This window comes from Mycobacterium basiliense (assembly GCF_900292015.1).
Taxonomy (GTDB): Bacteria; Actinomycetota; Actinomycetes; order Mycobacteriales; family Mycobacteriaceae; genus Mycobacterium; species Mycobacterium basiliense.
Window position 1 is genome coordinate 1 of the sequence record NZ_LR130759.1, and the last position, 24,063, is coordinate 24,063.

21 protein-coding genes, 3 tRNA genes and 3 pseudogenes are annotated in these 24,063 nt (G+C 62.1%); 14 read left to right on the forward strand and 13 right to left on the reverse strand.

Going from position 1 to position 24,063, the window contains the following annotated elements:
- Positions 1-24 precede the first annotated feature (24 nt).
- From dnaA to MB901379_RS00045, 9 genes are all read left to right on the forward strand, one after another.
- Positions 25-1,593, forward strand: a complete 1,569-nt coding sequence (gene dnaA, locus MB901379_RS00005; protein ID WP_158014741.1) for a chromosomal replication initiator protein DnaA — start codon at positions 25-27, stop codon at positions 1,591-1,593.
- 549 nt (positions 1,594-2,142) lie between these two features.
- The gene (gene dnaN, locus MB901379_RS00010) at positions 2,143-3,342 is read left to right on the forward strand and encodes a DNA polymerase III subunit beta (protein ID WP_158014742.1); all 1,200 of its coding nucleotides are present in this window, start codon (positions 2,143-2,145) and stop codon (positions 3,340-3,342) included.
- Between the two features lie 20 nt (positions 3,343-3,362).
- Positions 3,363-4,520, forward strand: a complete 1,158-nt coding sequence (gene recF / locus MB901379_RS00015; RefSeq protein WP_158014743.1) for a DNA replication/repair protein RecF — start codon at positions 3,363-3,365, stop codon at positions 4,518-4,520.
- Entirely contained in the window at positions 4,517-5,080 is a 564-nt protein-coding gene (locus tag MB901379_RS00020; protein ID WP_158014744.1) for a DUF721 family protein, read from the forward strand. The genes recF and MB901379_RS00020 overlap by 4 nt, the downstream gene beginning before the upstream one ends.
- Positions 5,081-5,323: 243 nt before the next feature.
- Positions 5,324-7,351, forward strand: a complete 2,028-nt coding sequence (gene gyrB / locus MB901379_RS00025) for a DNA topoisomerase (ATP-hydrolyzing) subunit B (RefSeq protein WP_158014745.1) — start codon at positions 5,324-5,326, stop codon at positions 7,349-7,351.
- 37 nt (positions 7,352-7,388) lie between these two features.
- On the forward strand, positions 7,389-9,908 hold the full coding sequence (gene gyrA, locus MB901379_RS00030) for a DNA gyrase subunit A (RefSeq protein ID WP_158014746.1): 2,520 nt from the start codon (positions 7,389-7,391) through the stop codon (positions 9,906-9,908).
- Positions 9,909-10,007: 99 nt separating this feature from the next.
- Positions 10,008-10,919, forward strand: a complete 912-nt coding sequence (locus MB901379_RS00035) for a DUF3566 domain-containing protein (RefSeq protein ID WP_158014747.1) — start codon at positions 10,008-10,010, stop codon at positions 10,917-10,919.
- Between the two features lie 59 nt (positions 10,920-10,978).
- Positions 10,979-11,052: transfer RNA gene (locus MB901379_RS00040), tRNA-Ile, on the forward strand.
- Positions 11,053-11,191: 139 nt separating this feature from the next.
- Positions 11,192-11,264: transfer RNA gene (locus MB901379_RS00045), tRNA-Ala, on the forward strand.
- A gap of 17 nt (positions 11,265-11,281) precedes the next feature.
- On the opposite strand, the gene MB901379_RS00050 is transcribed toward MB901379_RS00045, so the two are convergent.
- Both MB901379_RS00050 and MB901379_RS25220 read right to left on the reverse strand, forming a co-directional pair.
- Entirely contained in the window at positions 11,282-12,289 is a 1,008-nt protein-coding gene (locus tag MB901379_RS00050) for a tyrosine-type recombinase/integrase (protein ID WP_158014748.1), read from the reverse strand.
- Between the two features lie 24 nt (positions 12,290-12,313).
- A pseudogene (locus MB901379_RS25220) lies at positions 12,314-12,367 on the reverse strand (Arm DNA-binding domain-containing protein); the annotation flags it as partial.
- 242 nt (positions 12,368-12,609) lie between these two features.
- On the opposite strand from MB901379_RS25220, the gene MB901379_RS00060 reads away from it, so the two are divergent.
- Entirely contained in the window at positions 12,610-13,002 is a 393-nt protein-coding gene (locus MB901379_RS00060; RefSeq protein WP_158014749.1) for a hypothetical protein, read from the forward strand.
- Positions 13,003-13,010: 8 nt separating this feature from the next.
- Here the strand turns inward: MB901379_RS00060 and MB901379_RS00065 are convergent, their stop codons facing one another.
- Both MB901379_RS00065 and MB901379_RS00070 read right to left on the reverse strand, forming a co-directional pair.
- Positions 13,011-14,192, reverse strand: a complete 1,182-nt coding sequence (locus tag MB901379_RS00065) for a hypothetical protein (protein ID WP_158014750.1) — start codon at positions 14,190-14,192, stop codon at positions 13,011-13,013.
- Positions 14,193-14,233: 41 nt separating this feature from the next.
- The gene (locus MB901379_RS00070; protein ID WP_158014751.1) at positions 14,234-15,787 is read right to left on the reverse strand and encodes a hypothetical protein; all 1,554 of its coding nucleotides are present in this window, start codon (positions 15,785-15,787) and stop codon (positions 14,234-14,236) included.
- 230 nt (positions 15,788-16,017) lie between these two features.
- On the opposite strand from MB901379_RS00070, the gene MB901379_RS00075 reads away from it, so the two are divergent.
- The gene (locus tag MB901379_RS00075; protein WP_158014752.1) at positions 16,018-16,245 is read left to right on the forward strand and encodes a hypothetical protein; all 228 of its coding nucleotides are present in this window, start codon (positions 16,018-16,020) and stop codon (positions 16,243-16,245) included.
- A 3-nt stretch (positions 16,246-16,248) separates the two neighbouring features.
- On the opposite strand, the gene MB901379_RS00080 is transcribed toward MB901379_RS00075, so the two are convergent.
- The 3 genes from MB901379_RS00080 to MB901379_RS00090 form a co-directional block, all read right to left on the reverse strand.
- A complete protein-coding gene (locus MB901379_RS00080) occupies positions 16,249-16,722 on the reverse strand; it encodes an NADAR family protein (protein WP_158014753.1) in 474 nt (157 codons plus the stop codon).
- Positions 16,723-17,582: 860 nt separating this feature from the next.
- Positions 17,583-18,692, reverse strand: a complete 1,110-nt coding sequence (locus tag MB901379_RS00085) for a protein kinase domain-containing protein (RefSeq protein WP_158014754.1) — start codon at positions 18,690-18,692, stop codon at positions 17,583-17,585.
- A complete protein-coding gene (locus MB901379_RS00090) occupies positions 18,689-19,171 on the reverse strand; it encodes a hypothetical protein (RefSeq protein ID WP_232021951.1) in 483 nt (160 codons plus the stop codon). The genes MB901379_RS00085 and MB901379_RS00090 overlap by 4 nt, the downstream gene beginning before the upstream one ends.
- Positions 19,172-19,295: 124 nt before the next feature.
- Between MB901379_RS00090 and MB901379_RS00095 the strand changes: the two genes are divergently transcribed.
- Positions 19,296-19,358: transfer RNA gene (locus MB901379_RS00095), tRNA-Ala, on the forward strand.
- A 25-nt stretch (positions 19,359-19,383) separates the two neighbouring features.
- On the opposite strand, the gene MB901379_RS00100 is transcribed toward MB901379_RS00095, so the two are convergent.
- The 4 genes and pseudogenes from MB901379_RS00100 to cwsA all read right to left on the reverse strand — a co-directional run bounded on the left by MB901379_RS00100 (position 19,384) and on the right by cwsA (position 21,595).
- A complete protein-coding gene (locus MB901379_RS00100; protein ID WP_232021952.1) occupies positions 19,384-19,728 on the reverse strand; it encodes a hypothetical protein in 345 nt (114 codons plus the stop codon).
- A 22-nt stretch (positions 19,729-19,750) separates the two neighbouring features.
- Positions 19,751-20,213: pseudogene (locus MB901379_RS24295) on the reverse strand (hypothetical protein); the annotation flags it as partial.
- Positions 20,214-20,225: 12 nt separating this feature from the next.
- Positions 20,226-20,520, reverse strand: a pseudogene (locus MB901379_RS00110) (hypothetical protein).
- Positions 20,521-21,166: 646 nt separating this feature from the next.
- Complete coding sequence (cwsA, locus tag MB901379_RS00115; RefSeq protein ID WP_158014755.1) at positions 21,167-21,595, reverse strand: cell wall synthesis protein CwsA; 429 nt, start codon at positions 21,593-21,595, stop codon at positions 21,167-21,169.
- 140 nt (positions 21,596-21,735) lie between these two features.
- Between cwsA and MB901379_RS00120 the strand changes: the two genes are divergently transcribed.
- Positions 21,736-22,284 (forward strand): peptidylprolyl isomerase, encoded by a 549-nt coding sequence (locus tag MB901379_RS00120; RefSeq protein ID WP_158014756.1) that lies wholly within the window; start codon positions 21,736-21,738, stop codon positions 22,282-22,284.
- A gap of 10 nt (positions 22,285-22,294) precedes the next feature.
- Here the strand turns inward: MB901379_RS00120 and MB901379_RS00125 are convergent, their stop codons facing one another.
- A complete protein-coding gene (locus tag MB901379_RS00125; protein WP_158014757.1) occupies positions 22,295-22,720 on the reverse strand; it encodes a PH domain-containing protein in 426 nt (141 codons plus the stop codon).
- 155 nt (positions 22,721-22,875) lie between these two features.
- Positions 22,876-23,157 (reverse strand): cell division protein CrgA, encoded by a 282-nt coding sequence (gene crgA / locus MB901379_RS00130; RefSeq protein ID WP_158014758.1) that lies wholly within the window; start codon positions 23,155-23,157, stop codon positions 22,876-22,878.
- 129 nt (positions 23,158-23,286) lie between these two features.
- Here crgA and MB901379_RS00135 point away from each other — a divergent pair, with 129 nt between their 5' ends.
- A complete protein-coding gene (locus MB901379_RS00135; RefSeq protein ID WP_158014759.1) occupies positions 23,287-24,030 on the forward strand; it encodes a DUF881 domain-containing protein in 744 nt (247 codons plus the stop codon).
- The last annotated feature ends 33 nt before the right edge of the window (positions 24,031-24,063 follow it).

A 24,063-nucleotide genomic window follows, 5' to 3' on the forward strand; every position in this document is an offset into this window, starting at 1 on the left:
ATGTCGGACCAGGGAGATGCGTCGTTGACCGATGATCCAGGTTCCGGTTTCGCCACAGTGTGGAATGCGGTCCTCGCCGAACTCAACGGGGAATCCAACGCTGACGGCACTCCCGGTAATGGCACCACCCTCGTCAATCCCCTCACCCCGCAACAGCGCGCGTGGTTGAAACTCGTCCAACCCCTCACCATTGTCGAGGGATTCGCCTTGCTGTCGGTACCAAGCAGCTTCGTCCAAAACGAAATCGAACGTCACCTGCGTACTCCGATCACCGATGCTTTGAGCCGACGGCTCGGACAACAGATACAACTCGGCGTCCGGATAGCGCCGCCTTCCACTGACGTCGCCGACGACGGCCCAATCTCCGCAACCGACGATGCGGACTTCGAACAGTCCTCGGAAGCGCCGCTAGACCTACGCCCAGAAACGTCACGAGAAACGTCAGCAGAAGTCCTAAGGGATATCGACACCTTCGACGAAAACGCAGAAAGCGCCCAACAGAACTGGCCAACCTACTTCACCAAGCGCTCGCACGACACCGATACCGTCGCTGCCGCCGGCGGTACCAGCCTCAACCGGCGCTACACGTTCGACACTTTCGTCATCGGCGCCTCCAATCGGTTCGCGCATGCAGCCACACTGGCCATCGCCGAAGCACCCGCTCGCGCCTACAACCCATTGTTTATCTGGGGCGAGTCCGGCCTGGGCAAGACGCATCTTTTGCACGCCGCCGGTAACTACGCGCAGCGACTGTTTCCCGGCATGCGGGTCAAATACGTATCCACCGAAGAATTCACCAACGACTTCATCAACTCACTTCGCGATGACCGCAAGGTCGCCTTCAAGCGCAGCTATCGCGATGTCGACGTGTTACTGGTCGACGACATTCAATTCATTGAAGGTAAGGAAGGCATCCAGGAAGAGTTCTTCCACACCTTCAACACGTTGCACAACGCCAACAAGCAAATCGTCATCTCCTCCGATCGCCCGCCCAAACAACTCGCCACCCTCGAAGACCGGCTCAGAACCCGCTTCGAGTGGGGCCTCATTACCGATGTTCAGCCGCCAGAGCTGGAGACGCGCATCGCGATCCTTCGCAAGAAAGCGCAGATGGAACGGCTTGCGGTACCCGATGACGTGCTCGAGCTGATCGCCAGCAGCATCGAACGCAACATTCGCGAACTCGAGGGCGCACTGATCCGGGTCACCGCCTTTGCCTCGCTAAACAAGACCCCAATCGACAAAGCATTGGCCGAGATTGTGCTGCGCGACCTGATTGCAGACGCCAGCACCATGCAGATCAGCGCGGCCACCATCATGGCGGCCACGGCGGAGTACTTCGACACCACCGTTGAAGAACTGCGCGGCCCCGGCAAAACCCGAGCGTTGGCCCAATCTCGCCAGATCGCGATGTACTTGTGTCGCGAGCTCACCGACCTTTCACTGCCCAAGATCGGCCAGGCGTTCGGCCGCGACCACACCACGGTGATGTACGCCCAGCGCAAGATCTTGTCGGAGATGGCCGAGCGCCGAGAGGTCTTCGATCACGTCAAGGAACTCACAACCCGGATCCGTCAGCGCTCCAAGCGCTGAGTTCGCCGCCAAATTTCGGCATTTTCCTGCAAAAAACTTTTCTCACTCCAGTCACATCGGCCACAGCAATACGGTTGTGTGTAGGTCTGTGCACAAGCCAGTCACGCTGGAGTGCAAAATTCGTCCCGACCGTGCAGACTGGTGATTCATCCCCAGCGCGCCCACACTGGCCACACAGCGTTCACCATCGTCATCCACAAGCCCACCCGTCGCCTAGCAGCGCCAAGACCGCGTCATCCCCAAGACTCACATGCCTTATTACTGCTATTGAAATATCTTCGCTGTTTCTTCTTTGAAGAACAGCTTTGGGGACACCCGCACTCGGCCCTCGTCACCGCGTCACGACCGGGCACCTCAGCGCGGCACACAACCGTTGACGATTAGCTTTCAACTTGCGGCCAGAAGCTCTACGGTTGTTGTTCGACTGCCGTTGCGGTCGCCATGGCCACCACGCCATCGGCGTTCGTTCGGGGTAGTTACCATGCTGGCCGGTGGGGCTGGCTCATAGATTTTGAGGGATTCGAACTCACTGTTAGGTGAAGGGACGCAATGGACGCGGCTACAACACGAGCAAGTCTCACCGACTTGAAGTTTCGTTTGATGCGAGAGTCCTTCGCTGACGCGGTGTCGTGGGTGGCGAAGAATCTGCCCACCAGACCGGCGGTGCCGGTACTTTCCGGAGTGCTGCTAACCGGCTCGGACGACGGACTGAAGATTTCCGGATTCGACTACGAGGTTTCCGCCGAAGTACAGGTCGCAGCCGAAATAGCCTCTCCGGGAAGCGTTTTGGTATCCGGAAGGTTGTTATCCGACATTACACGCGCACTGCCCAACAAGCCGGTCGACTTCTACGTCGACGGCAACCGGGTCGCGTTGACCTGCGGAAATGCCAGATTCTCATTGCCGACGATGGCGGTCGAGGATTATCCGACACTACCGGTGCTGCCCGAAGACACCGGAACGTTGCCCTCGGAGTTGTTTGCCGAGGCGATCAGTCAGGTGGCCATCGCGGCCGGTCGTGATGACACATTGCCTATGCTGACCGGTATCCGCGTCGAGATCTCCGGTGACAAGGTGGTTTTGGCTGCAACCGACAGGTTCCGCCTGGCGGTTCGTGAGCTGACGTGGACCGCGCTCTCTCCGGATATCGAGGCGTCGGTTCTGGTGCCGGCCAAGACGTTGGCCGAAGCTGGAAAGGCCAGTACCGACGGTTCGGAGATTCGGCTGTCATTGGGTGCCGGGACGGGAGTCGGGCGCGACGGGTTGCTGGGTATAAGCGGCGACGGTAAGTGCAGTACGACGCGGCTGCTAGACGCCGAGTTTCCAAAGTTTCGGCAATTGCTACCTGCCGAACACACTGCGGTGGCCACCGCGAATGTGGCCGAATTGACCGAAGCAATCAAGCTGGTCGCGTTGGTCGCCGACCGTGGGGCACAGGTACGCATGGAATTTGCCGATGGGATGTTGCGGCTTTCGGCAGGGGCCGATGACGTCGGTCGAGCTGAAGAGGACCTGGCTGTTGATTTCGCCGGTGAGCCGCTGACGATCGCGTTCAATCCCACCTATCTGACCGACGGGCTGGGGTCGCTGCGTTCCGAACGGGTGTCGTTTGGTTTCACCACGCCCGGCAAGCCGGCGTTGCTGCGGCCCGCCTCTGCCGAGGATGCCGTACCGACCGGCGGGGGTCCGTTCTCGGCGGTGCCCACCGACTACGTGTACCTTTTAATGCCGGTACGACTGCCGGGCTAGTCGTCGTGGTGCCGAAGTAGGTGTTTGTCCGGCAATTGGGATTGCGTGATTTCCGATCGTGGGCGCACGCAGATCTTGAGCTACATCCTGGTCGCACGGTGTTCGTCGGACCCAATGGCTATGGTAAGACGAATCTCATTGAGGCACTGTGGTATTCGACTACGTTGAGTTCGCACCGGGTCGGTACGGACATGCCGTTGATTCGTGCCGGTGCCGACCGGGCGGTGGTCTCGACGATTGTGGTGAACGACGGTAGAGAATGCGCGGTTGATCTGGAAATCGCCGCTGGGCGTGCTAACAAGGCACGGTTGAATCGTTCACCGGTGCGTAGTACGCGCGAGGTGGTCGGGGTATTGCGGGCGGTACTGTTCGCGCCCGAAGATTTGGCTCTGGTTCGGGGGGATCCCAGCGATCGTCGTCGCTACCTCGACGATTTGGCGACCGTTCGTCGGCCGGCAATCGCTGCTGTGCGCACCGATTATGACAAGGTGCTTCGGCAGCGCACGGCGCTGTTGAAGTCCGTATCGGGTACGCGATATCGCGGCGACCGCGGGGCCTTGGACACGTTGGATGTGTGGGACAGCCGGTTGGCCGAACACGGTGCGGAATTGATGGCAGCCCGTATCGAACTGGTGGACCAGTTGGCGCCCGAGGTGGAAAAGGCATATCAGTTGTTGGCGCCGGAATCACGAGCGGCGTCGATCGGTTATCGAGCCAGCATGCAGACCATAGTCCCGGTGGCCGAGCGGCCCACCGATCGGCACGCCCTGGAAGTCGGGCTGCTGGCCGCACTGGCCGCGCGTCGAGACGCCGAGCTCGAACGTGGAGTGTGTTTGGTGGGCCCGCACCGAGACGATCTGGAACTGCGGTTGGGTGACCAACCCACCAAAGGCTTTGCCAGCCACGGGGAGTCGTGGTCGATGGCAGTGGCCTTGAGGTTGGCGGCATACGAACTGTTGCGTGCCGACGGGTCTGAGCCGGTGCTGTTACTCGACGATGTGTTCGCCGAGCTGGACACCCGGCGCCGGCTTGCCTTGGCCGCAGTCGCGGAGGCGGCCGAACAGGTACTGGTAACCGCGGCGGTGCTGGAGGACATTCCTGCGGGGTGGGACGCTAGGCATGTGCACATCGATCTTTGTGAAGGCGACAGCGGACGGGTATCGGAGGTGTGCGCGTGACACGTTCCGATGAACAACCCGACCGGGATCGTGGCTTTGCACCCAGCGAAGCGAGCGGGATTGATCTGGTCCGACGGACTTTGGAAGAAGCCCGCGCTGCGGCCCGGGCTCGGGGGCAGGATCCTGGCCGTGGTCGTTCGACGCCGCCCGTCCCGCGCCGCGTCGCCGGGCAGCGACGAAGCTGGTCGGGTCCGGGGCCGGACAAGCGTGATCCGCAACCCCTGGGGCGGGTGGCTCGTGAGTTGGCGAAAAAGCGTGGTTGGTCGACACACGTGGCGGAAGGCACAGTGTTGGGTCAGTGGACCTCCGTGGTGGGGCAGCAGATTGCCGACCATGCAAGTCCGACCGCACTCAATGATGGGGTGTTGAGCATTACCGCGGAATCGACGGCGTGGGCCACGCAGTTGCGTATTGTGCAGTCCCAGCTGTTGGCCAAGATTGCCGCCGCCGTGGGCAACGGCGTGGTGACATCACTGAAAATCACCGGTCCGGTGACCCCGTCGTGGCGGAAGGGACCCCGACATATCGCCGGCAGAGGTCCGAGAGACACCTACGGGTAGGGCAACTGACCGGCAACGGGTGGCCGCGGCGCACCGACCTCTCAGATCCACCAGGACCGAGCTGAGCCGTATCGCGAAGGTCGGGACGCGCCCGGAACGAAGATATCGAGCGCACGGCGCGGTTAGATAGGTAGAAACGCGCCCAGAGAACCGGTGCGGACAACCGATCACGGTAGAGTGGGACTGCGACCCGCTGCGGTGACTGGACCGCTCGCATGCAACCCCGAGGAGAGCATTCGGACCGTGGCTGCCCAGAAGAAGAAGGCCCAAGAAGAATATGGCGCTTCATCCATCACAATTCTCGAAGGTCTAGAGGCCGTCCGCAAACGCCCTGGCATGTACATCGGCTCCACCGGTGAGCGTGGTTTGCACCATCTCATCTGGGAAGTGGTGGACAACGCCGTGGACGAGGCGATGGCCGGTTACGCGACCACAGTCAACGTAGTCTTGCTTGAGGACGGCGGTGTCGAGGTCACCGACGACGGCCGAGGTATCCCGGTCGGGATGCACGCGTCCGGCGTTCCCACCGTGGACGTCGTCATGACCCAGCTGCATGCCGGTGGGAAATTCGATTCGGACGCCTACGCAATATCCGGGGGTCTGCATGGGGTGGGCGTCTCGGTGGTCAATGCTTTGTCCACCCGACTCGAGGTAGAGATCAAACGTGATGGCCACGAGTGGTCGCAGACGTACGAGAAGTCCGAGCCACTGGGCCTCAAGCAGGGCGATCCAACCAAAAAAACCGGATCGACGGTGCGCTTCTGGGCCGATCCGAGCGTCTTCGAAACCACCGAGTATGACTTCGAAACCGTCGCGCGGCGGCTACAGGAGATGGCCTTCCTCAACAAGGGGCTGACCATCAACTTGACCGACCAGCGGGTAAGCCAGGACGAAGTGGTTGACGAGGTTGTCAGCGACGTCGCCGAAGCACCCAAATCGGCGCGGCAGAAGGCGGCCGAATCGAGTGGTCCACACAAGGTCAAAAGCCGCACCTTCCACTACCCGGGCGGACTGGTCGACTACGTCAAACACATCAACCGCACCAAGAACGCGATCCACAGCAGCATCGTCGATTTCTCCGGCAAAGGAACCGGCCACGAGGTCGAAATCGCCATGCAGTGGAACGCGGGTTACTCGGAGTCCGTGCACACGTTTGCCAACACCATCAACACTCACGAGGGCGGAACCCACGAAGAGGGATTCCGTAGCGCGCTGACGTCGGTGGTGAATAAGTACGCCAAAGACCGCAAGCTGTTGAAGGACAAAGATCCCAACCTCACTGGCGACGATATCCGCGAAGGCCTGGCCGCGGTGATCTCTGTCAAGGTCAGCGAACCGCAATTCGAAGGTCAGACCAAGACCAAGCTCGGTAATACCGAAGTCAAGTCGTTTGTGCAGAAGGTGTGCAACGAACAGCTCACGCACTGGTTTGAAGCCAACCCAGCTGATGCGAAAACGGTTGTGAACAAAGCGGTGTCGTCAGCACAAGCACGGATTGCGGCGCGCAAAGCACGAGAGTTGGTGCGCCGTAAGAGCGCAACGGACCTCGGCGGGTTGCCGGGCAAGTTGGCCGACTGTCGGTCGACCGATCCGCGTAAGTCCGAACTGTATGTCGTAGAGGGCGATTCGGCTGGCGGTTCGGCAAAGAGTGGCCGCGATTCAATGTTTCAGGCGATTCTTCCGCTACGCGGCAAGATCATCAACGTCGAAAAAGCACGGATCGACCGGGTGCTGAAAAACACCGAAGTCCAGGCAATCATCACGGCGCTGGGTACCGGGATCCACGACGAGTTCGATATTTCCAAGCTTCGCTACCACAAGATCGTGCTGATGGCCGATGCGGACGTGGACGGCCAGCACATCTCCACGCTGCTACTGACATTGCTGTTCCGGTTCATGCGTCCGCTCATCGAGAACGGACACGTGTTCTTGGCCCAGCCGCCGCTGTACAAGTTGAAGTGGCAGCGCAGCGATCCCGAATTCGCTTACTCCGATCGGGAGCGCGACGGATTGCTGGAGGCCGGGCTGAAGGCCGGCAAGAAGATCAACAAAGAGGATGGCATCCAGCGGTACAAAGGTCTGGGTGAAATGGACGCCAAAGAGTTGTGGGAGACGACCATGGATCCAACCGTGCGAGTGTTGCGCCAAGTCACCCTCGACGATGCCGCCGCGGCCGACGAACTGTTCTCCATCCTGATGGGCGAAGACGTCGATGCGCGGCGCAGCTTTATCACTCGTAATGCCAAAGATGTTCGGTTCTTGGACGTTTAACCCCACTCCGCGTTTTGACTGAGCAAACGAGGAATACATGACAGACACGACGCTGCCGCCTGGTGGTGAAGCCAGTGACCGGATAGAACCGGTCGACATTCAGCAAGAGATGCAGCGCAGCTACATCGACTACGCGATGAGCGTCATCGTTGGCCGCGCCCTGCCGGAAGTCCGGGATGGGCTCAAACCGGTACACCGCAGGGTGCTCTACGCGATGTACGACTCGGGATTTCGGCCGGACCGCAGTCACGCGAAGTCGGCGCGATCGGTCGCCGAGACCATGGGCAACTACCACCCACACGGCGACGCGTCGATCTACGACACCCTGGTGCGTATGGCGCAGCCGTGGTCGCTGCGTTATCCACTAGTAGACGGCCAGGGCAACTTCGGTTCGCCGGGCAACGATCCGCCAGCCGCCATGCGGTACACCGAAGCACGGTTGACTCCCCTAGCCATGGAGATGCTGCGTGAAATCGACGAGGAGACCGTCGATTTCATCCCGAACTATGACGGCCGGGTACAGGAACCGACCGTGCTGCCGAGCCGGTTCCCGAATCTGTTGGCCAATGGGTCGGGGGGCATCGCGGTCGGGATGGCAACCAACATCCCGCCGCACAACCTGCGCGAACTGGCCGACGCCGTGTTCTGGTGCCTGGACAATCACGACGCCGACGAAGAGGCGACGTTGGCCGCGGTTACCGAGCGGGTCAAAGGCCCCGACTTCCCCACCTCCGGGCTGATTGTCGGATCACAGGGCATCGCCGATGCCTACAAGACCGGACGCGGGTCCATCCGGATGCGCGGAGTCGTTGAGGTAGAAGAAGATTCGCGCGGCCGGACCTCTTTGGTGATCACCGAGTTGCCGTACCAGGTCAACCACGACAACTTCATCACCTCGATCGCCGAGCAGGTGCGCGACGGAAAACTGGCCGGTATCTCCAACATCGAAGACCAGTCCAGTGACCGCGTCGGGCTGCGTATCGTTGTCGAACTCAAACGCGACGCAGTGGCCAAGGTGGTGCTGAACAACCTCTACAAGCACACCCAGCTGCAGACCAGCTTCGGGGCCAACATGCTGTCCATCGTCGACGGCGTGCCACGGACACTGCGTCTTGACCAGATGATCCGCTACTACGTCGAGCACCAACTCGATGTGATCGTCCGGCGTACCACCTATCGGTTGCGAAAAGCCAACGAGCGGGCCCACATTCTGCGCGGTCTGGTCAAAGCGCTGGATGCGCTCGACGAAGTCATAGCGCTGATCCGGGCATCGGAAACGGTCGACATCGCACGAGCCGGCCTGATCGAGCTCCTCGACATCGACGAGATCCAGGCCCAGGCCATCCTGGACATGCAGCTGCGGCGGCTGGCAGCCCTGGAACGCCAACGCATCGTCGATGACCTGGCGAAGATCGAAGCCGAAATCGCGGACCTGGAAGACATTCTCGCTAAACCGGAACGGCAACGTGCCATCGTGCGCGACGAACTCGGTGAGATCGTGGAGAAGCACGGTGACGACCGTCGTACCCGGATCATCGCCGCCGACGGTGACGTCAACGACGAGGATCTGATCGCTCGCGAGGACGTCGTCGTCACCATCACCGAAACCGGCTACGCCAAGCGCACCAAGACCGACCTGTATCGCAGCCAGAAGCGCGGCGGCAAGGGCGTGCAAGGTGCCGGGCTCAAACAAGACGACATAGTCCGGCACTTCTTTGTCTGCTCAACCCACGACTGGATCCTGTTCTTCACCACCCAGGGTCGGGTGTATCGGGCCAAGGCCTACGAGCTGCCCGAGGCGTCTCGCACCGCCCGGGGCCAGCATGTGGCCAACCTGTTGGCCTTCCAGCCCGAGGAGCGCATCGCCCAGGTCATCCAGATCAAGAGCTACGAGGACGCGCCCTACCTGGTGCTGGCCACCCAAAACGGGTTGGTCAAGAAGTCGAAACTGACCGACTTCGATTCCAACCGCTCCGGCGGCATCGTCGCGATCAATCTGCGCGGCGAAGACGAACTGGTCGGTGCGGTGCTCTGCTCCTCGGAGGACGACCTGCTGCTGGTGTCGGCCAATGGCCAGTCCATCAGGTTCTCGGCCACCGATGAAGCCCTGCGGCCAATGGGCCGCGCCACCTCCGGTGTGCAAGGCATGCGGTTCAACGCCGACGACCGGTTGCTGTCACTCAACGTCGTTCGTGAAGGCACCTACCTGCTGGTCGCCACGTCCGGTGGTTACGCCAAAAGAACCGCGATCGAGGAGTATCCGGTGCAGGGCCGCGGCGGCAAGGGCGTCCTGACCGTCATGTACGACCGCCGGCGGGGCAGGCTGGTCGGGGCGTTGATTGTCGATGACGACAGCGAGCTGTACGCGATCACCTCCGGTGGCGGCGTTATCCGAACCGCGGCCCGCCAGGTGCGCAAGGCAGGACGGCAGACCAAGGGCGTTCGGCTGATGAACTTGGGTGACGGTGACACGTTGTTGGCCATCGCACGCAACGCCGAGGAAAACGCCGACGAGACTGTTGCCGAAGCCGAGGGTGACGACGAGCCGGGCAAGTAGTTCGGCCCGCCGCCTAGGACCGGTGCCGCGGGCCCAACGGCCCGCGGATGGGTCGGCCAATTAGACTCATCGGCCTGGGTATATACGTTAGGAGTCGGGGTGAGTTCACCGAACGAACCGGGCCCCCCAAAAATGGGCGACAAACCGAACGGGGATGCCGTGGTCGACCGTAGCGGTGCACACCGAACCACGACCGGCTCCGGGCCCGCATCGGCGACCGGACCCGGGCGTTTGCCCGATCCCACAGACTCCCCACCCTGGCAGCGCGGCGCGGCTCGACCCGGGCAGCCTGGACCACGGCAATCGGGAGAACCACACACCGACGTACGGCCACAAGGTGCCACGTCGGCGGCCGACGCCCGCCTGAACCGCTTCATATCGGGCACCTCGGCACCGTCGTCCGGGGCGCCGGCGAAGATCCCGCAGCCCGAACCCGAGGGCGCGGGTCGCGGTGACGGCCCGGCGGGCGACGCCTATGCCAGCGAGCTGCCCGACCTGTCTGGACCGATCCCGCGAACCACCCAACGCAAGCCGGCTCCGGACCGCCCGCTGGAGCATTCGCCCGCCGCACCGGCGCCGACTCCCGGTCGGCCGGCGCCCAGCGAACCCCGAGAATCACGGGTCCAGGTCTCCCCCCGGCGGTCGCGTGGGCCGGTGCGGGCCAGCATGCAGATCCGGCGGATCGATCCGTGGAGCACGTTGAAGGTGTCGCTGCTGTTATCGGTGGCGCTGTTCTTCATCTGGATGATCTCGGTGGCCTTCATCTACCTGGTGCTCGGCGGCATGGGCGTGTGGGCCAAGCTCAATAGCAACGTCGGTGACCTGCTGAACAACACCAGCGGCAGCAGTGCCGAGCTCGTCTCTAGCGGCACAATCTTCGGTGGCGCCATCTTGATCGGCTTGGTCAACATCGTCTTGATGACCGCGATGTCGACCATCGCCGCATTTATCTACAACCTGACCACGGATCTGATCGGCGGGATCGAAGTGACGTTGGCCGACCGGGACTAGCGTTTTGGGAGTCGGGCGGCGATTGCGGTAATCTCGTCGCTCGGCCGTACGCGTAGTAGGGGCCTATAGCTCAGGCGGTTAGAGCGCTTCGCTGATAACGAAGAGGTCGGAGGTTCGAGTCCTCCTAGGCCCACGACCATGTGCCCGTCAAGACGTTGCGTAAAGCTCGCGTTGTCGCTGGCAGCGCTCGCTGCGGTGGTAGCAGCGGTGCGGACGCGACGCGACGTCGAGGTCTGGCACGTGGCGCCAGATCCAACCTCTGGTCACGAAGAGGGGCCTTAGCTCAGTTGGTAGAGCACCGCCTTTGCAAGGCGGGTGTCAGGGGTTCGATTCCCCTAGGCTCCACAAAGTAAAAGTGCAGGTCAGACGTTGTTTGACCCCGGTGTGGCCGCCGGCAAATCCGACCCGCTGACCACATTTTGACCACAATCGCGAGTTAATAGGGCGTTGATGGCCACACCGACGGCCTCAACATCCGACCCGTACAGGTGCCCGTAGCGGTCCAACGTGAGCCCCGCGGACTCGTGTCCCAGCATATTCTGCAACGCCTTGATGTTCGCCCCGGCCTGGATCGCCAGCGACGCCGCGGTATGCCGCAGCTCATGCAACTTGAACTCGTACACCACCGAGGGCTTCCCGGCGGCGTCCGTCACCGTCCTTGGGAACAGCTCGGCCGCTGTGACCGCCCGCGACCACCACCGCCGTCGCACGTTGCTCCCCCGCATGTATCCGCCCGCTGAGTCAGGGAACGCCAGCGAGTCCGGATCGCCGGGGACCAGCAGCTCGGCGACGAACGCCGGCACGCTCACCATGCGCGCCTTCCCGTTCTTTGGAGAGCCCACAACGAACACTCCATCGACGAGGGTCACCGACCGCGAGACCCGCACCCGCCGCTTGTCGATGTCGATATCTCGCCACCGCAGCTCGGCCACTTCACCGAACCGCAACCCACACGTCCCCAGCACGTACACCAGCGGCCGCCGGACGCCAGCACCATCGGCCAGGGCATGCAACTGTTTCAACGTCAGGAACCGTTGCTCGGCGGCCCGCACCGACGGCAGCTCGACCCCGTCGACCGGGTTCATCGGCAACCGGTTGTCCTCGACCGCCATTGCCAGCACCTGACGCAGCACGCCGACCGTCTTGTGTACCGACGCCGGCGCCAGATCCACACTCAGGTCCGCCACCCACTCGCGGACGAACCGCCGGCTGATATCCCCCAGCGCCACAGCGGCGTGTTTCGCGACCGCGGTGTCCAGCACGCCCTGATAGCGGGCCCGGGTTGATTCCGACAGCTTGTGCTTGGAATCTAGCCACGACTGCGCGTACTCCCCTAGCTTGATCCGGCCTGCGGCCGGCGCAACGTACACCCCGCGGCGCTTGTCGACTTCGAGCTGATCGGCCCACGCCTGCGCATCGCGCTTGGTCTCGAAGCCACGTTTCGTGGACTGGCGCCGGTCAGGGGTCCGCTACCGCACTCGGTAGCGCGCACCGCCGGAGGCGGTTTCGTATCGCTCAATCGTCGCCATCGGACGCCAGTCCAAGTTCGGCTCGAAGGGCATCAATCTGTGCTTCGTAGAAGGCAATCTCGCGCCGCTGATCGTCGGTTAGCTCACCGCGGTTTCTCCGGCCGATGGAAGACAATCGCTTGCGCCACTCATCGATCTGGCGCCACAGCCGGAGGGCCCGAGTGCCGTGGTTCAGTGACGACGACAGCGGCCGCGGGGACGGTTCCCTTGGTCCTGGCGTATGTGTTCCCGGCCTGTACGCGCGGATCCGGGAGCATGAGCGGGTGCCGGATCCGGATCCACGATGGCGCTACACGGCGGCTGGCCAGCGGGGCGAGCCTTGTCCGGACGAGTGGCTTGTGCGCTCGAAGTTGTTGCCGGCGTTGGAGCGCGGAGAACCGGTGAAGCTACCGGGATGGTGCCATCATCTGGGGCGGCCGGGCTTTGCCGATTTGGGCGAGGCACTTCCCGGGCTGGCACAAACGATCAGGGGAATGCAGGGCGAGCATGGCAAATGGGTGCTGCTCATCGCGCACGCTGACGACACGCTGGTTCCCGTGACGAAAAGCCGTTGACGCGGTAATTACAGGCCGAATACCTGTTGCGGTGTGGACTGCGGCGGTGTCTCGACGGTTTCACCGCGATCTGTGATCGTGACCATCGAAAACGGCGGATGGCCGTCAATGGGCTTATCGGCCCATGGATTGATCAGTGCAACCGGCAAGTGTGACGCGACCGACCATGGCTGGACGTCGTGGCTGAATAGCACCGCCGACACACGGGTACCACGCTCGGAACCTGGCCCCCGCCAGTACCCGTCTGTCTTGCGGAAGAATTCGACGGCAGAGGGGTCGTCTTGGGGGACGCTGATCGCCGTTGTCCCAAACAATGCATCTGCTGCATCACGTATTTGAGCCATATTATTGACACTAAGCACGGCGACAATCAACGGCCTGACGAGCGTGCCCAGCGCCCCGTAGTGACTTCCTTTGTCTTGCACAGCGTCGCGGATGTGTTCTGCGTTCTTGATGATGAACACGCCGGGTGAGGAGACGGCTCCAAGTAGCCTGCTTACTTGACCTCGGTTTCCCGGATCCAGTGGGTAGGCGGTGCAGCTCAAGACCCAATCATGAAATTGAAAGGACTTCTCGGGGAGAGCGGTTAGTTCGCCGGCGGCGCGTGCCGCTGCGATCTTCGCGAGGATGTCATCAGGATCAAGCCCCCCCAGCCAGTTGCCGATGGCCGTGACGATCTGCCGCCGACGGGGCTGCTGTTTACCCTCCGTCGTGAACTTGAGCCCGATCATGAAATTGTCGTCAGACACCTGATTTATTGCGTCACAAATCGCAGCCTCGACGCCTGGATTCCGCGTCACAGGACCGTCGGCAGCTGATACGACAGTGCATTCGACATACATCGACTCCGCATCACGAGTTACGCGGAAATCTGGTCTTGTTGCGACGCCATCAAGATCTGGGTGAATCTCAATCTCGTATCCAAGCTGACGGTAGAGCGTGAATGTGTACAGTTCCCACCACGCGCCTAGGTGCTGTCCTGGGTCACTGGCAGTTAAAGCCTTGCGCAGCTGATCTTTATGCTCGTCGGGATAGGCCGCAAACCAGCCGTTCAACAGCGATCTGACACGCGACCACCGTTCTTCTGCAGCGCGATTCAGGTATGAATATGTGCTTTCAGCATAGGAGGGTGGACTGTCGTCTGTTCTCTCGTAGTCGTCGAAAAGCGCATCGGCAGTCGAGGCTGTCATGGTGGCTAACGCTACGCCGACCGCTCATCAATGGGTTGCACTCAGCCGGTCGCTACCTTCCGCATGATGGTGCTTCGCACCCGATCCGGGTTGCATAGCGTGTCAAGCAAATACAGGTAGGGGAGCAGAACTATATCGGCCGGCATCTGACCGTCATGATGTATCAGAAGACTCGTGTCGAGCTCAGTTTTCGCCTTCGCGCCTCTGCCTTTACGCCGGCCGAATCCATGAGTCGCATTGCGGTACAGCTTGAGTAACAGCGCCGCGGCCTTCGCCGGGCTCCGGGATTCCCATCTACCGTCCGGCATCCGCAATCTCACTTCAGTGTCGCCGCGCTGGCGTTGGATGAAGAATCCGTCCTGGACATGCTCGAGCGCGTCTACCGCCCTGTCCGCCGCTGGCATCAGCAATGCAGCAACTTCCTTCGACATTTTCCCGCGAACTTCGGCAGCCCTTTCTCTCGCCCACTGCAACGAGCACAGGTCAACGAGGTCACGTTCGAAGATGCGATCGGCAAAGATGTCGAGCAAGTTGTTCATCAGCGCGCGTTGAGCTGCGAAATCGCGGTGGGCGGACTGGAGCGATGTCATCAGGCCAAACACTTGATCAATGGTTAATAGCCAGTGATGGTGCTCATGCGGTGAGTACATTCCGTTAGCGTCTGCGAAAGTTGTTGGATCCGAGAGGTATTCGGACATTTGGTTGAGCCGCATCACCCACCAGTCGACTCCGTCAGTGCAAGATGTGCGTTCAAGTTCGACCGTCAGTGGAGATTCTCGCGTCCGCATGTCGGATGCAGGCAGTAGTTGCATCAACTCCATTGGGGCGCTACCGAATCCACGCAGATCCCGTCCTAGGCTGAAGAGCACTATCGCCTGAGTGCGAATCGTATGGAAACCCCAGAATCGCGGAGTAAGACAACCCAGGAGCGGGCCAAGGTAATGGGCTACACCAATGAGGTTGTGGTACCAGTCAGACGATGACGCGAAATAGCCTTCTGGCTGATCGGTTTGAGCTTGCTGTATCGCCCGCACCGTCTCGAGTGCATCGGGGTCTTGGTCGAACCGGAACAGGATTCCTGGGAGGCGAGTTCGATGTATCAGCTCGTCGGAAATTGTTATCAGGTGGACGCTGCGGTCAGGGAAGGCTGGTGTCTCGGTACCTTCGATTGGCATCCTATTACCGATCGCCTCGTATGCAGACTCGACCAAGTCGCCAAGATGGCCGTGTTGGCCGAGCATGAGGTCAATCTGAATGCTGTGAAAAATCGCTGCGGTCTCGTCCGGGATCTTGGCGCGCTGCCACAATTGGTTTTGCAGTTTGCGTGCCTGGGCGACGAATTCGGATAAGTCGGCTACCGGGGCTTCGACATGCTTGTCTAGCAGGTCAAATCGGTGAGCTCGCCCGCTTTGATCTGCGATAGCGCGCCAGCTGATCCAATCGTGGCACGCGCTTCTCACGTCCCACAGCTCGTCTTTGACGCGGCGGCCTTCGAGCCTGAGGAATTGAAGCAAACTCTCCGGATTGCCGCCGTACAGCGGGGCAGGAAGTCGCATCCGCACCCAACTACTGCGAACCGGAGTTTGTTGCGACATGAACGCTGAACTTACAAGGTCCCAGATCAGGTATCGAGCAATTTATCCCCGCCCGGCTATGTAGTCGCTTGGTCTGGTGAGCCAGCCATTTCCCCGCTACCAGCACGACGTCGGAGCCCGGCGGCGCTACTGCGGATCTTCCGAACTAGAGGAACGCGCGCGCCTGGCGACGCAGGTTTCGGCCGCCCGCCGCCGTAGACTGAGGTCTTAGCGGCGAATGGAGACTCGCCATGCGGTACTTCAAGGACTACCACGACGTCGCCCGCGTTGACGCCGACGAGTTTGGTCATGCGTTCCTGCACGCTCGCGCCGAGACGTTCAACTACCGCACCAACACCTGGCGGGAAGATCCTATGGTCTCGACACAAATGATGCTTCGCGGCGAGTATGAATCCTGCACCCAGGCCGAAGCTGAGCAGGTAATTGCTGACTTCCAGGCACGCCGGCGCACCGGTTAGTCGCTACCGTTGCTCGAGGCGCATCCGAACGTTCATCAGGATGACGCCCAACGCGTTGGCGCCCGGCGTCTCGCGGTGCTCATCGCACCTGCAGGAACCCCAGGTTTGGTCGTGCCAGTCGTTGCCCTCCACCAGCAGGGCGCCGGCGGTTCCGGCCAGCCGTTTTGCCAAGTCGGGGTTGTGGGTGAACTTGGCGGTGACTATCTCATCCATGACCGCATACCGCTGCTGTTCCCATCCGTCGACGAGTGGCGCCGCGCGGCCAATCCGCTGAGCCTCCAACGGATCTGCTGCGGCAAGGATGGCCGCAGCGGCATCCGCGTCGTCGGTCTTGGCTGCCATGTAGGCGTGCTCGCATGTTGGGAACTCGCGGCCGCGGTGCGGTGTGATAGCCGGATAGAGGTTCGACAGGAAGAAGTGCTCACCGCGGAACCGGTCGATAACCGGTACCCACAATGCCTCGGTGGCCACTTTCATACCGTTCATCTTCGCCGATGACTCGCCACGTGATCAGCGGATCCTGTACGTCGATCACATTGACCGACAACGCGGCGCGAAGGCCGGGCCGGGGCACATGGTCGACGAGGCGCGGACTTTTCAAAGATCAAACGGCGAGGGATTGACCCAGCTCTCTCGCCCATCGCCAGGCAAGGCTTGTGTTCCGGCGGAATCGCACCTTGTTGGCGACCTTCGGCAACCGGGTGATTAGCTGGGACAGCTCTAGATCGCGGATGGGGTCTTGGATGCTGCTTAGGTTCTGAAATCCAAGTCCTTCGGCGAGTTCAGAAAGAACGAAATCCTTTGGTCCTCGGGCAATCCCGAGCATTACTGCCAGGCGGTGTGTCTGACCGAATAACACGCGCGAGAGCGCATGTACATCCGGGTTATCTGCTAACGACACGCCGTGCATATTACGCGTAACGCGTAACGCAAAACGCGTAACGACATACGATGAGCAGTATGAGTCGTCCGCCACTCCTAACACCCAGCGCTGTCGTTTTGTTGGCTGCAGACGCCGCTGTCGAGTACGGACGTGCGACTGGGGCGGTGCTCAGTCGGAGCTCATGGATTGGACAAATGCTGGTGGAGGAGCTGCTGCGCAGCCTTCCCAGTAGTCACGCCTTGCGAACCTTGCAGCGGCTCTTTACGGCCGGCCGCGGGGTCACGGGTGCCAGCACCGAGGACGTGTTCTTGGATCTGGCTCAAGGTGGCTGGCTTGTTCCAGATGGCATCGGTTCCACCGCCACATGGATGATTGACGCATCTCGCCGGGTGCAAGTTGATGAATTATGGTCGACGCTGAGCCAAGATGAGGCACGGGCTGTGCAAGTCGCGGCTCAACGAGTAATCGCGGTGTCCGTGGCGTGGTCAAACAAGCGTCGGACGGGCGTGCAATCCAAAACACCAACGTCGAAATCGTCGACTCCGTAGCGCCGCCAACCATTGCCGCGGTTCACCCGAGTAGACAAGCGAAAGCCACCCTTCGGGAGCGGAACTGCTTCAACCCGGATCAGGCGCCCGCGGTCATGGCGAAATGGAGCCTCCCACCGCCGGTCATCTGCTTCCTTCCAGTCGATCACGCACGCCCGAGACAACTCGTTGTCCATTGCACTCGCGGTCTGAAAGCGTTGGGAGGGTTGAGTTTGCAGCGCTCTGGTCAGGACACGTCGTAACGATCGGGATAGCCAGATCGGACGGCGGCGCTCCTCCATCGTTAGCGGAGACATTCCGCGCATGAGTCGGTCGGCTACGACGGCCTTGGGATACGCCTCGTAGTTGAATCCGCCCCTGAGCAATTCCAACAACACCAAGCCCATTGGGTACAGGTCGCTTGCTCGGGTCAGCACACCAGTGGAAACCAGCTCCGGCGGGCTGTACAGAGTGGGTATGTCAAGTGCAGCGACTGTCCCGTCGGGCCGAATCGCGCCAGCACATCCGAGATCAGCGACTCTGGCGGTGTGCACGTCGTCGAGAAGGAGGTTCGGGCTCTTGATGTCCCGGTGCAGAATTCGCTGCACTTCGTGGAGATGACCTAAGCCTCGAAGTCCAGCTTGGACCACCCGGACCGCTTCCGTGGGTGTGAAACGCTCACCTCTTAGCAGAGCATCAGTCAAGCTACCCCGCGGGTAGTAAGGAGTAATGATCTCGATCGCGCGAAGAGGATGAATTAAGCCCTCTACGACTGGGGCCGCGATTACGGGGACGACGTTGTTGTGTTTGATCTTTTGCAGGGTGGCCGGTTCCGGGAGCACACCGTCCAGACTCGAAAGCTCAACTCGCTTGCCTACTCGGTAGCACTGGAGGTTTTCGTCCCACCAGACCCGCACGGGACTCGATCCAACGGCGAGCGTCCGCAGGCATTCGAAGTCCAGTCGCAGAAGCCGCATTCGCTCCGGGTTAGGGCTAGGAACACTCAGTTCGTCGGCGTCCGGGGCTTGCGCGATCATGCGCCGTTCCTGACGATGACCGTGGCGGCGGCCGCGTACGCCTCCGCTAGCCCCGTAGTCCAATAGGTCGGCGGGCTCGCGAAGGCGAATTTTGCCAGGTCAACCGTTTTCAACTGTTTTGCTGGACAGCCCACGGCGGCGCCGATCGTTTCGGTCTTGAGTGTCTCGTAGCCCACCCCGAGAGCTGTGCAGGCAGCCATGACAGCACACATCGCAGTCACCCTCGGGTACACGTGTTTGTACTGGAGGTTGTAAAACGCTCGCGTCTCCACCAGTCCGACAGCCCGCACTGCGGCGGCATCCAACTCTTGGCGTACACGCTCAGTGAAATCGTGGAGGGCCTCGGCGCCGACCAAGTGCTGGTGCGGTGCCAACCGCGGCTGGGAGACAACCACAGGTGTGCCGAACGCCGTGTCGCTTGGTTCGACGACAGCCAGGAACAACGTCCCTGCTTCGATGTTGATCCCGCCTGCCCGCACGACAACCAGTTTGCGACAAAACAGGCGCGATGACCACGGACTGACCACAACCTGACCACAGTTACAGATAACTGCTGTTAACCACAGTTGTGTCTTTTCGCACTTCGGAAGGACTTCGACCCGTTGTCCTGCAGCAGGATTCGCCTTTGCAAGGCGGGTGTCAGGGGTTCGATTCCCCTAGGCTCCACAGTTGTGGTGAGTCGAGTCATCGGTTACAGATTGCCCCGGCCGTCGGCCGGGGTTTTCTGTTGGTTGCGCCAGTAGTTGTGGTCGGGGTCGATGGTGTGGCTGGCGATGAGGTACTGGCCGGTTTTGCTGATGACGGTGATGGTTTGGGTGGTTACGAGGATAAGCACGGGGGTGCGGGCGCGGTTTCGTCCGATGCCGAGGTGGTGGAGTCGGCTGCCGTGGCGCAGGGTGAGCTTGCCGAATTGGTCGACGGTGTCGTGGCGGATGCGGAAGTGTTCGGTGCTGCCTTGGGGTGGCCTTGGGCCGGGCCAGGTAGGGCTCTGGCCCCCCCGGGGGGGGGGGGCCGCTGTTAGTCGAAGCTTGCGCACCACGGTTGGAGGCCGAGTTTGCGGCGGTGAGTTGGCCTGAGACCTTGGTGTCTGCCCCGCCGAGTTGCTCGGCGCGCAACCGCAGGTCAGCGGCGAACGCTTCGGCCTGAGCTTGGCGCGCAGCGCGTTCGGCCGGGCTGGTGCTGCGGGTGTCGGTGACCGATAGGTCTTCTCCAACAGCGAATCCCGCGTTCTGGGCGTCTTCTACGCCGTCGAGGACACGCCGCTGGGCCGCGCTGATGTCGCTGGCGCGGTTACGCGCTATCCCGGCAGCCTGCCGTAGCAGGTCGGCTTTACCGCTGACAACGGAGAGGTCGGCCCCGGTGCGTTGCCGCAACGCGTCGCCGCCAGCGTCGTGCCAGGTGATGGATTGCGCCCGGCTGCGCATCGTCAAGAATGCATCTTCCCGGCGGTCGGCGGTTTGCGTCCAATAGGCCCGCCGCGTCAAGGAGGTGCTCGGTGCTCCAAGCCTGGATTTGTGACAGCGTAACGGGCGATTACACCACCGTCATCTTCGTCACGTCGTACATCGCGGCCGCCGATCTGGCCTCTTGGGCGGTGTAACCGCCGGCGGCCGTGGTCACCCCGCGGACCGTTTCCTGCGTTCGCGCGGCAAAGGATGTTGCGGCAACGCCGATCGCTGCGTTGACGGCGTTCACGGCCACCGTGGTGGCCTGGAATGGTTGCCCCGGAGACGGCGGCGCCCCCCACGAGTTGGGGGGCCAGCGCTTCCCACTGGCCGGCTGTCGCTTCCAGCTCGGTGGGGACGACCTCCAATGCATCCTGCCCCATGACCGCAGGATTTTAAGCGGCATACTCGTGGATCGGTATTTATCGAAAGCGGCGACAACGCGTACTGATTCAGCCGCAGATCCCCCGGCGGCCCGGTTCCACGGAGATATCTCGCTCCGCGTGCCTGATCCGACCGCCGACGAGATCAACGAGTGGTTGGACCCCGAAGACCCCAACCTCGCTGAGGCGCGCGCCGCCGCGCACTGCCGTCGTATCCGCGCCCGCGGAGGGCGGGCCAATCGTGCGGGCCGACGGGCACTTCCACGTGTCATGGCCAACGGCCAAGCGCTGGGCGTCGCGGTATGCGGCGATGGGTTCGGAAGGGATGACCGATCGGGTCCAGCCGACCGCACCGCAGCCCCACTCGCACGTCGGTGGTACTGGTCCGCAAAATTGCGCATCTACGGCGGCGGCGCCGGCTGTCCCGGTGGCGATCGCGTCCCGGTTGTCCATGTCGGACCTCCACGGTGCACGCGGTGGTGTTGCGGCGTCGTCTGAATCGCTGTCGCACATCGATATTCGAACCGGCGAGCCCATAGATCCACGACAACGAGACCGCCCAGACCGCCATCGCTGGCCTGCGTCGAGCAAGTACACCTAGATGAGGGAATCGCGAGCTGCGCTCGGCAAGCTCGATGCCGCGCCCCTAGGGACGCGTCTGGACGTCAACGCTGGGCGGGCGCGGCGAGGGTTCTGGGCGAGCCGAACGCCGCACGACACTGAATGCCACCGCCCCGCCGGCCAGGACCACGACGGTGGCCACCCCCGCGATCACCCACTTGCGCTTGCCGCGGCGTTGTTTGCGGCGCGCCTCCTGAAGCACCTGGGGCAGGTTGGCCACGACTTCCTGGGCGGCGGCCAATTCCTGGGCGATTGTTTCTTGAGCGGCGGCGATCTCCCGGGCCAGCCGGCCGGTTCGGTACCGGCGACGCAGCTCGGTCGCCGTCGAGTGGGCAGAGTTCACCCCGAGCCCGACAACGCCTCGGGTGACGTCCACCGGTCCCACTGCCGAGTAGGTCAGGCCGCGGGCCAGCCGCTCCCGGGGTGTCAACGGGGTATCCACCTTCTCGCTCATCTGCAGCCTTCCTGTGTGCTGGTCCATGGCCACTCGGGTACGTGAACAGATTGCCACCATCAGGACCACTGTGGGCCGATTGTCTCGACGCCACACCGGTTCAGTCGAGTGGACACCGGGTGCGGCCCGGTCGACGGGTAATGGCAGACTGTGATCCCGTGACCAACAGCCCAATTCAGACTGCCACCGCCACGCTGCACACCAACCGCGGAGACATCAAGGTCGCCCTGTTCGGAAATCACGCGCCCAAGACGGTCGCCAACTTCGTCGGCCTGGCGCAGGGCACCAAGGACTACTCGACCCAGAACGCATCGGGTGGTACTTCCGGTCCGTTCTATGACGGTGCGGTCTTTCACCGGGTGATCCGGGGCTTCATGATCCAGGGTGGCGATCCGACCGGAACGGGCCGCGGCGGCCCCGGCTACAAGTTCGCCGACGAATTCCATCCCGAGTTGCAGTTCGACAAGCCGTACCTGTTGGCGATGGCCAATGCCGGTCCCGGCACCAACGGCTCCCAATTCTTCATCACGGTCGGCCCCACCCCGCACCTGAACCGTCGGCACACTATCTTCGGCGAGGTGACCGACCCGGAGTCGCAGCGGGTCGTCGAGGCGATCTCCACCACCGCCACCGACGGCAACGACCGGCCCACCGACCCGGTCGCGATCGAATCGATCACGATCTCCTAGGCCGTCGCACTCAACTCTTCTTGCGGCCGGCATAACCGGCGGCCGTAAGGGCGTCGAGCACGTCAATCGGATCGGTGCCGAGGTCCCAACGCGACAAGACGAACAGCGCTCCATCGACCGTCTCGATCTCGAGTAGGCGGACCGTGCGCGCGTAGCGGCGGAATTGCGAGATCCGGATGATCTTGATGTCGGGGCTCCCCAACAACTGGGTCCGAAACCAACCCCGGATCGCCAGACCGTCCTCGGTGATTGCCAGTTTTGGCCGTGCGCGCCAGGAAGCGCCCGCAAACAAGATCAAACCCAGTGCGGCAATCACCGCCATAACACGGCCCGGTGGGTCTGTGACAAGGGTCACAGCGGCGATAGCCATCAAAACGCCCGCGGCTGCGCAGCCAGCGATTCCCGGCGTACGTGGCTCCCACTGTGTTTGCTGCATGCGCTATCTAGACCCTTCGACCACCGCAGATGCGGTTATCCACAGACGCTATCAACAGTGGGGATAAATCACACGCGTGTGATTGAGTAATTACAAGGTTGCTGGCTCAGCAATCGACACCACCCTCGCAGGGATTCATAAACCGGTGGCTTCGATCAGTGCCACCGCATCGTCAGCAACAACCCGGTGATCATGAAAGCGAACGCGATCGCGTAGTTCCACGGACCCAGATCCGCCATCCAAGTGAGGGCCGTCGGGGCCTGGCTGCCGACCGCAGCCAACTGGAACACCATCAACCAGATCAGGCCGATCAGCATCAAACCGATGAACAAGGCGACGAACCACACGCTGGACGGGCCGACCTTCACCTTCACCGGCGTACGGCTGACCGCGCTGACGGTGAAGTCGTTCTTCTTACGGACCTTCGACTTGGGCATTTAGTACCTCGGAATACCTCAACAACACAATGAGCGGCGCAGGTGTGCAACGGTTACGGTTGCATCTGCAGGCAGAGCTTGGCTACGAGACTAGCCCAAGGGGACCCATGACCAGGAAATGGAGACACCGTGATCGATAGGCGCCGCTCACCGTGGCGCTTCGGTGTCCCGCTGGTGTGTTTGCTTGCCGGGTTGTTGCTGGCCGCGACGCACGGGGTTTCCGGTGGCGCCGAGATCCGCCGCAGTGACGCACCGCGGCTCGTCGATCTGGTCCGACAGTCGCAATCGTCGGTGTCCCGGCTCTCCGCCCAGCGCGATGCACTGACCAAACGGATTGACGCCACCCACGGCCGGTCCTCCGACATGGCGCTGGCCGCGATGCTTCGGCGCATCAGCGAGCTGGCCGGCGAAGCCGATATGAATCCGATCCACGGACCCGGGCTGATGGTGACTCTGAACGACGCCCAGCGTGACGGCAACGGACGTTTCCCGCGCGACGCCTCCCCCGACGACCTGGTCGTGCACCAACAGGACATCGATGGCGTCCTCAACGCAATGTGGAGCGCCGGAGCCGAGGCGATCCAGATGCAGGACCAGCGCATCATCGCCACCTCTGTGGTGCGCTGCGTCGGCAACACCTTGCTGCTCAACGGACGCACTTACAGTCCGCCCTACACAATTAGCGCCATCGGCGACGCCACCGCCATGCAAGCGGCGCTCGCCGAAGCTCCCCCGGTGATCCTCTACAAGCAGTACGTGGTCCGGTTCGGCCTGGGCTACCGCGAAGAGGTGAAAACCGACCTCCAACTCGAGGGCCATTCCGAGCCGGTACGGCTGCACTACGCGCAGCCCATGGGCCCAATGGGTTACTGAGCCCCGCCCCCGCCGGACCGAACGGTAACCTGT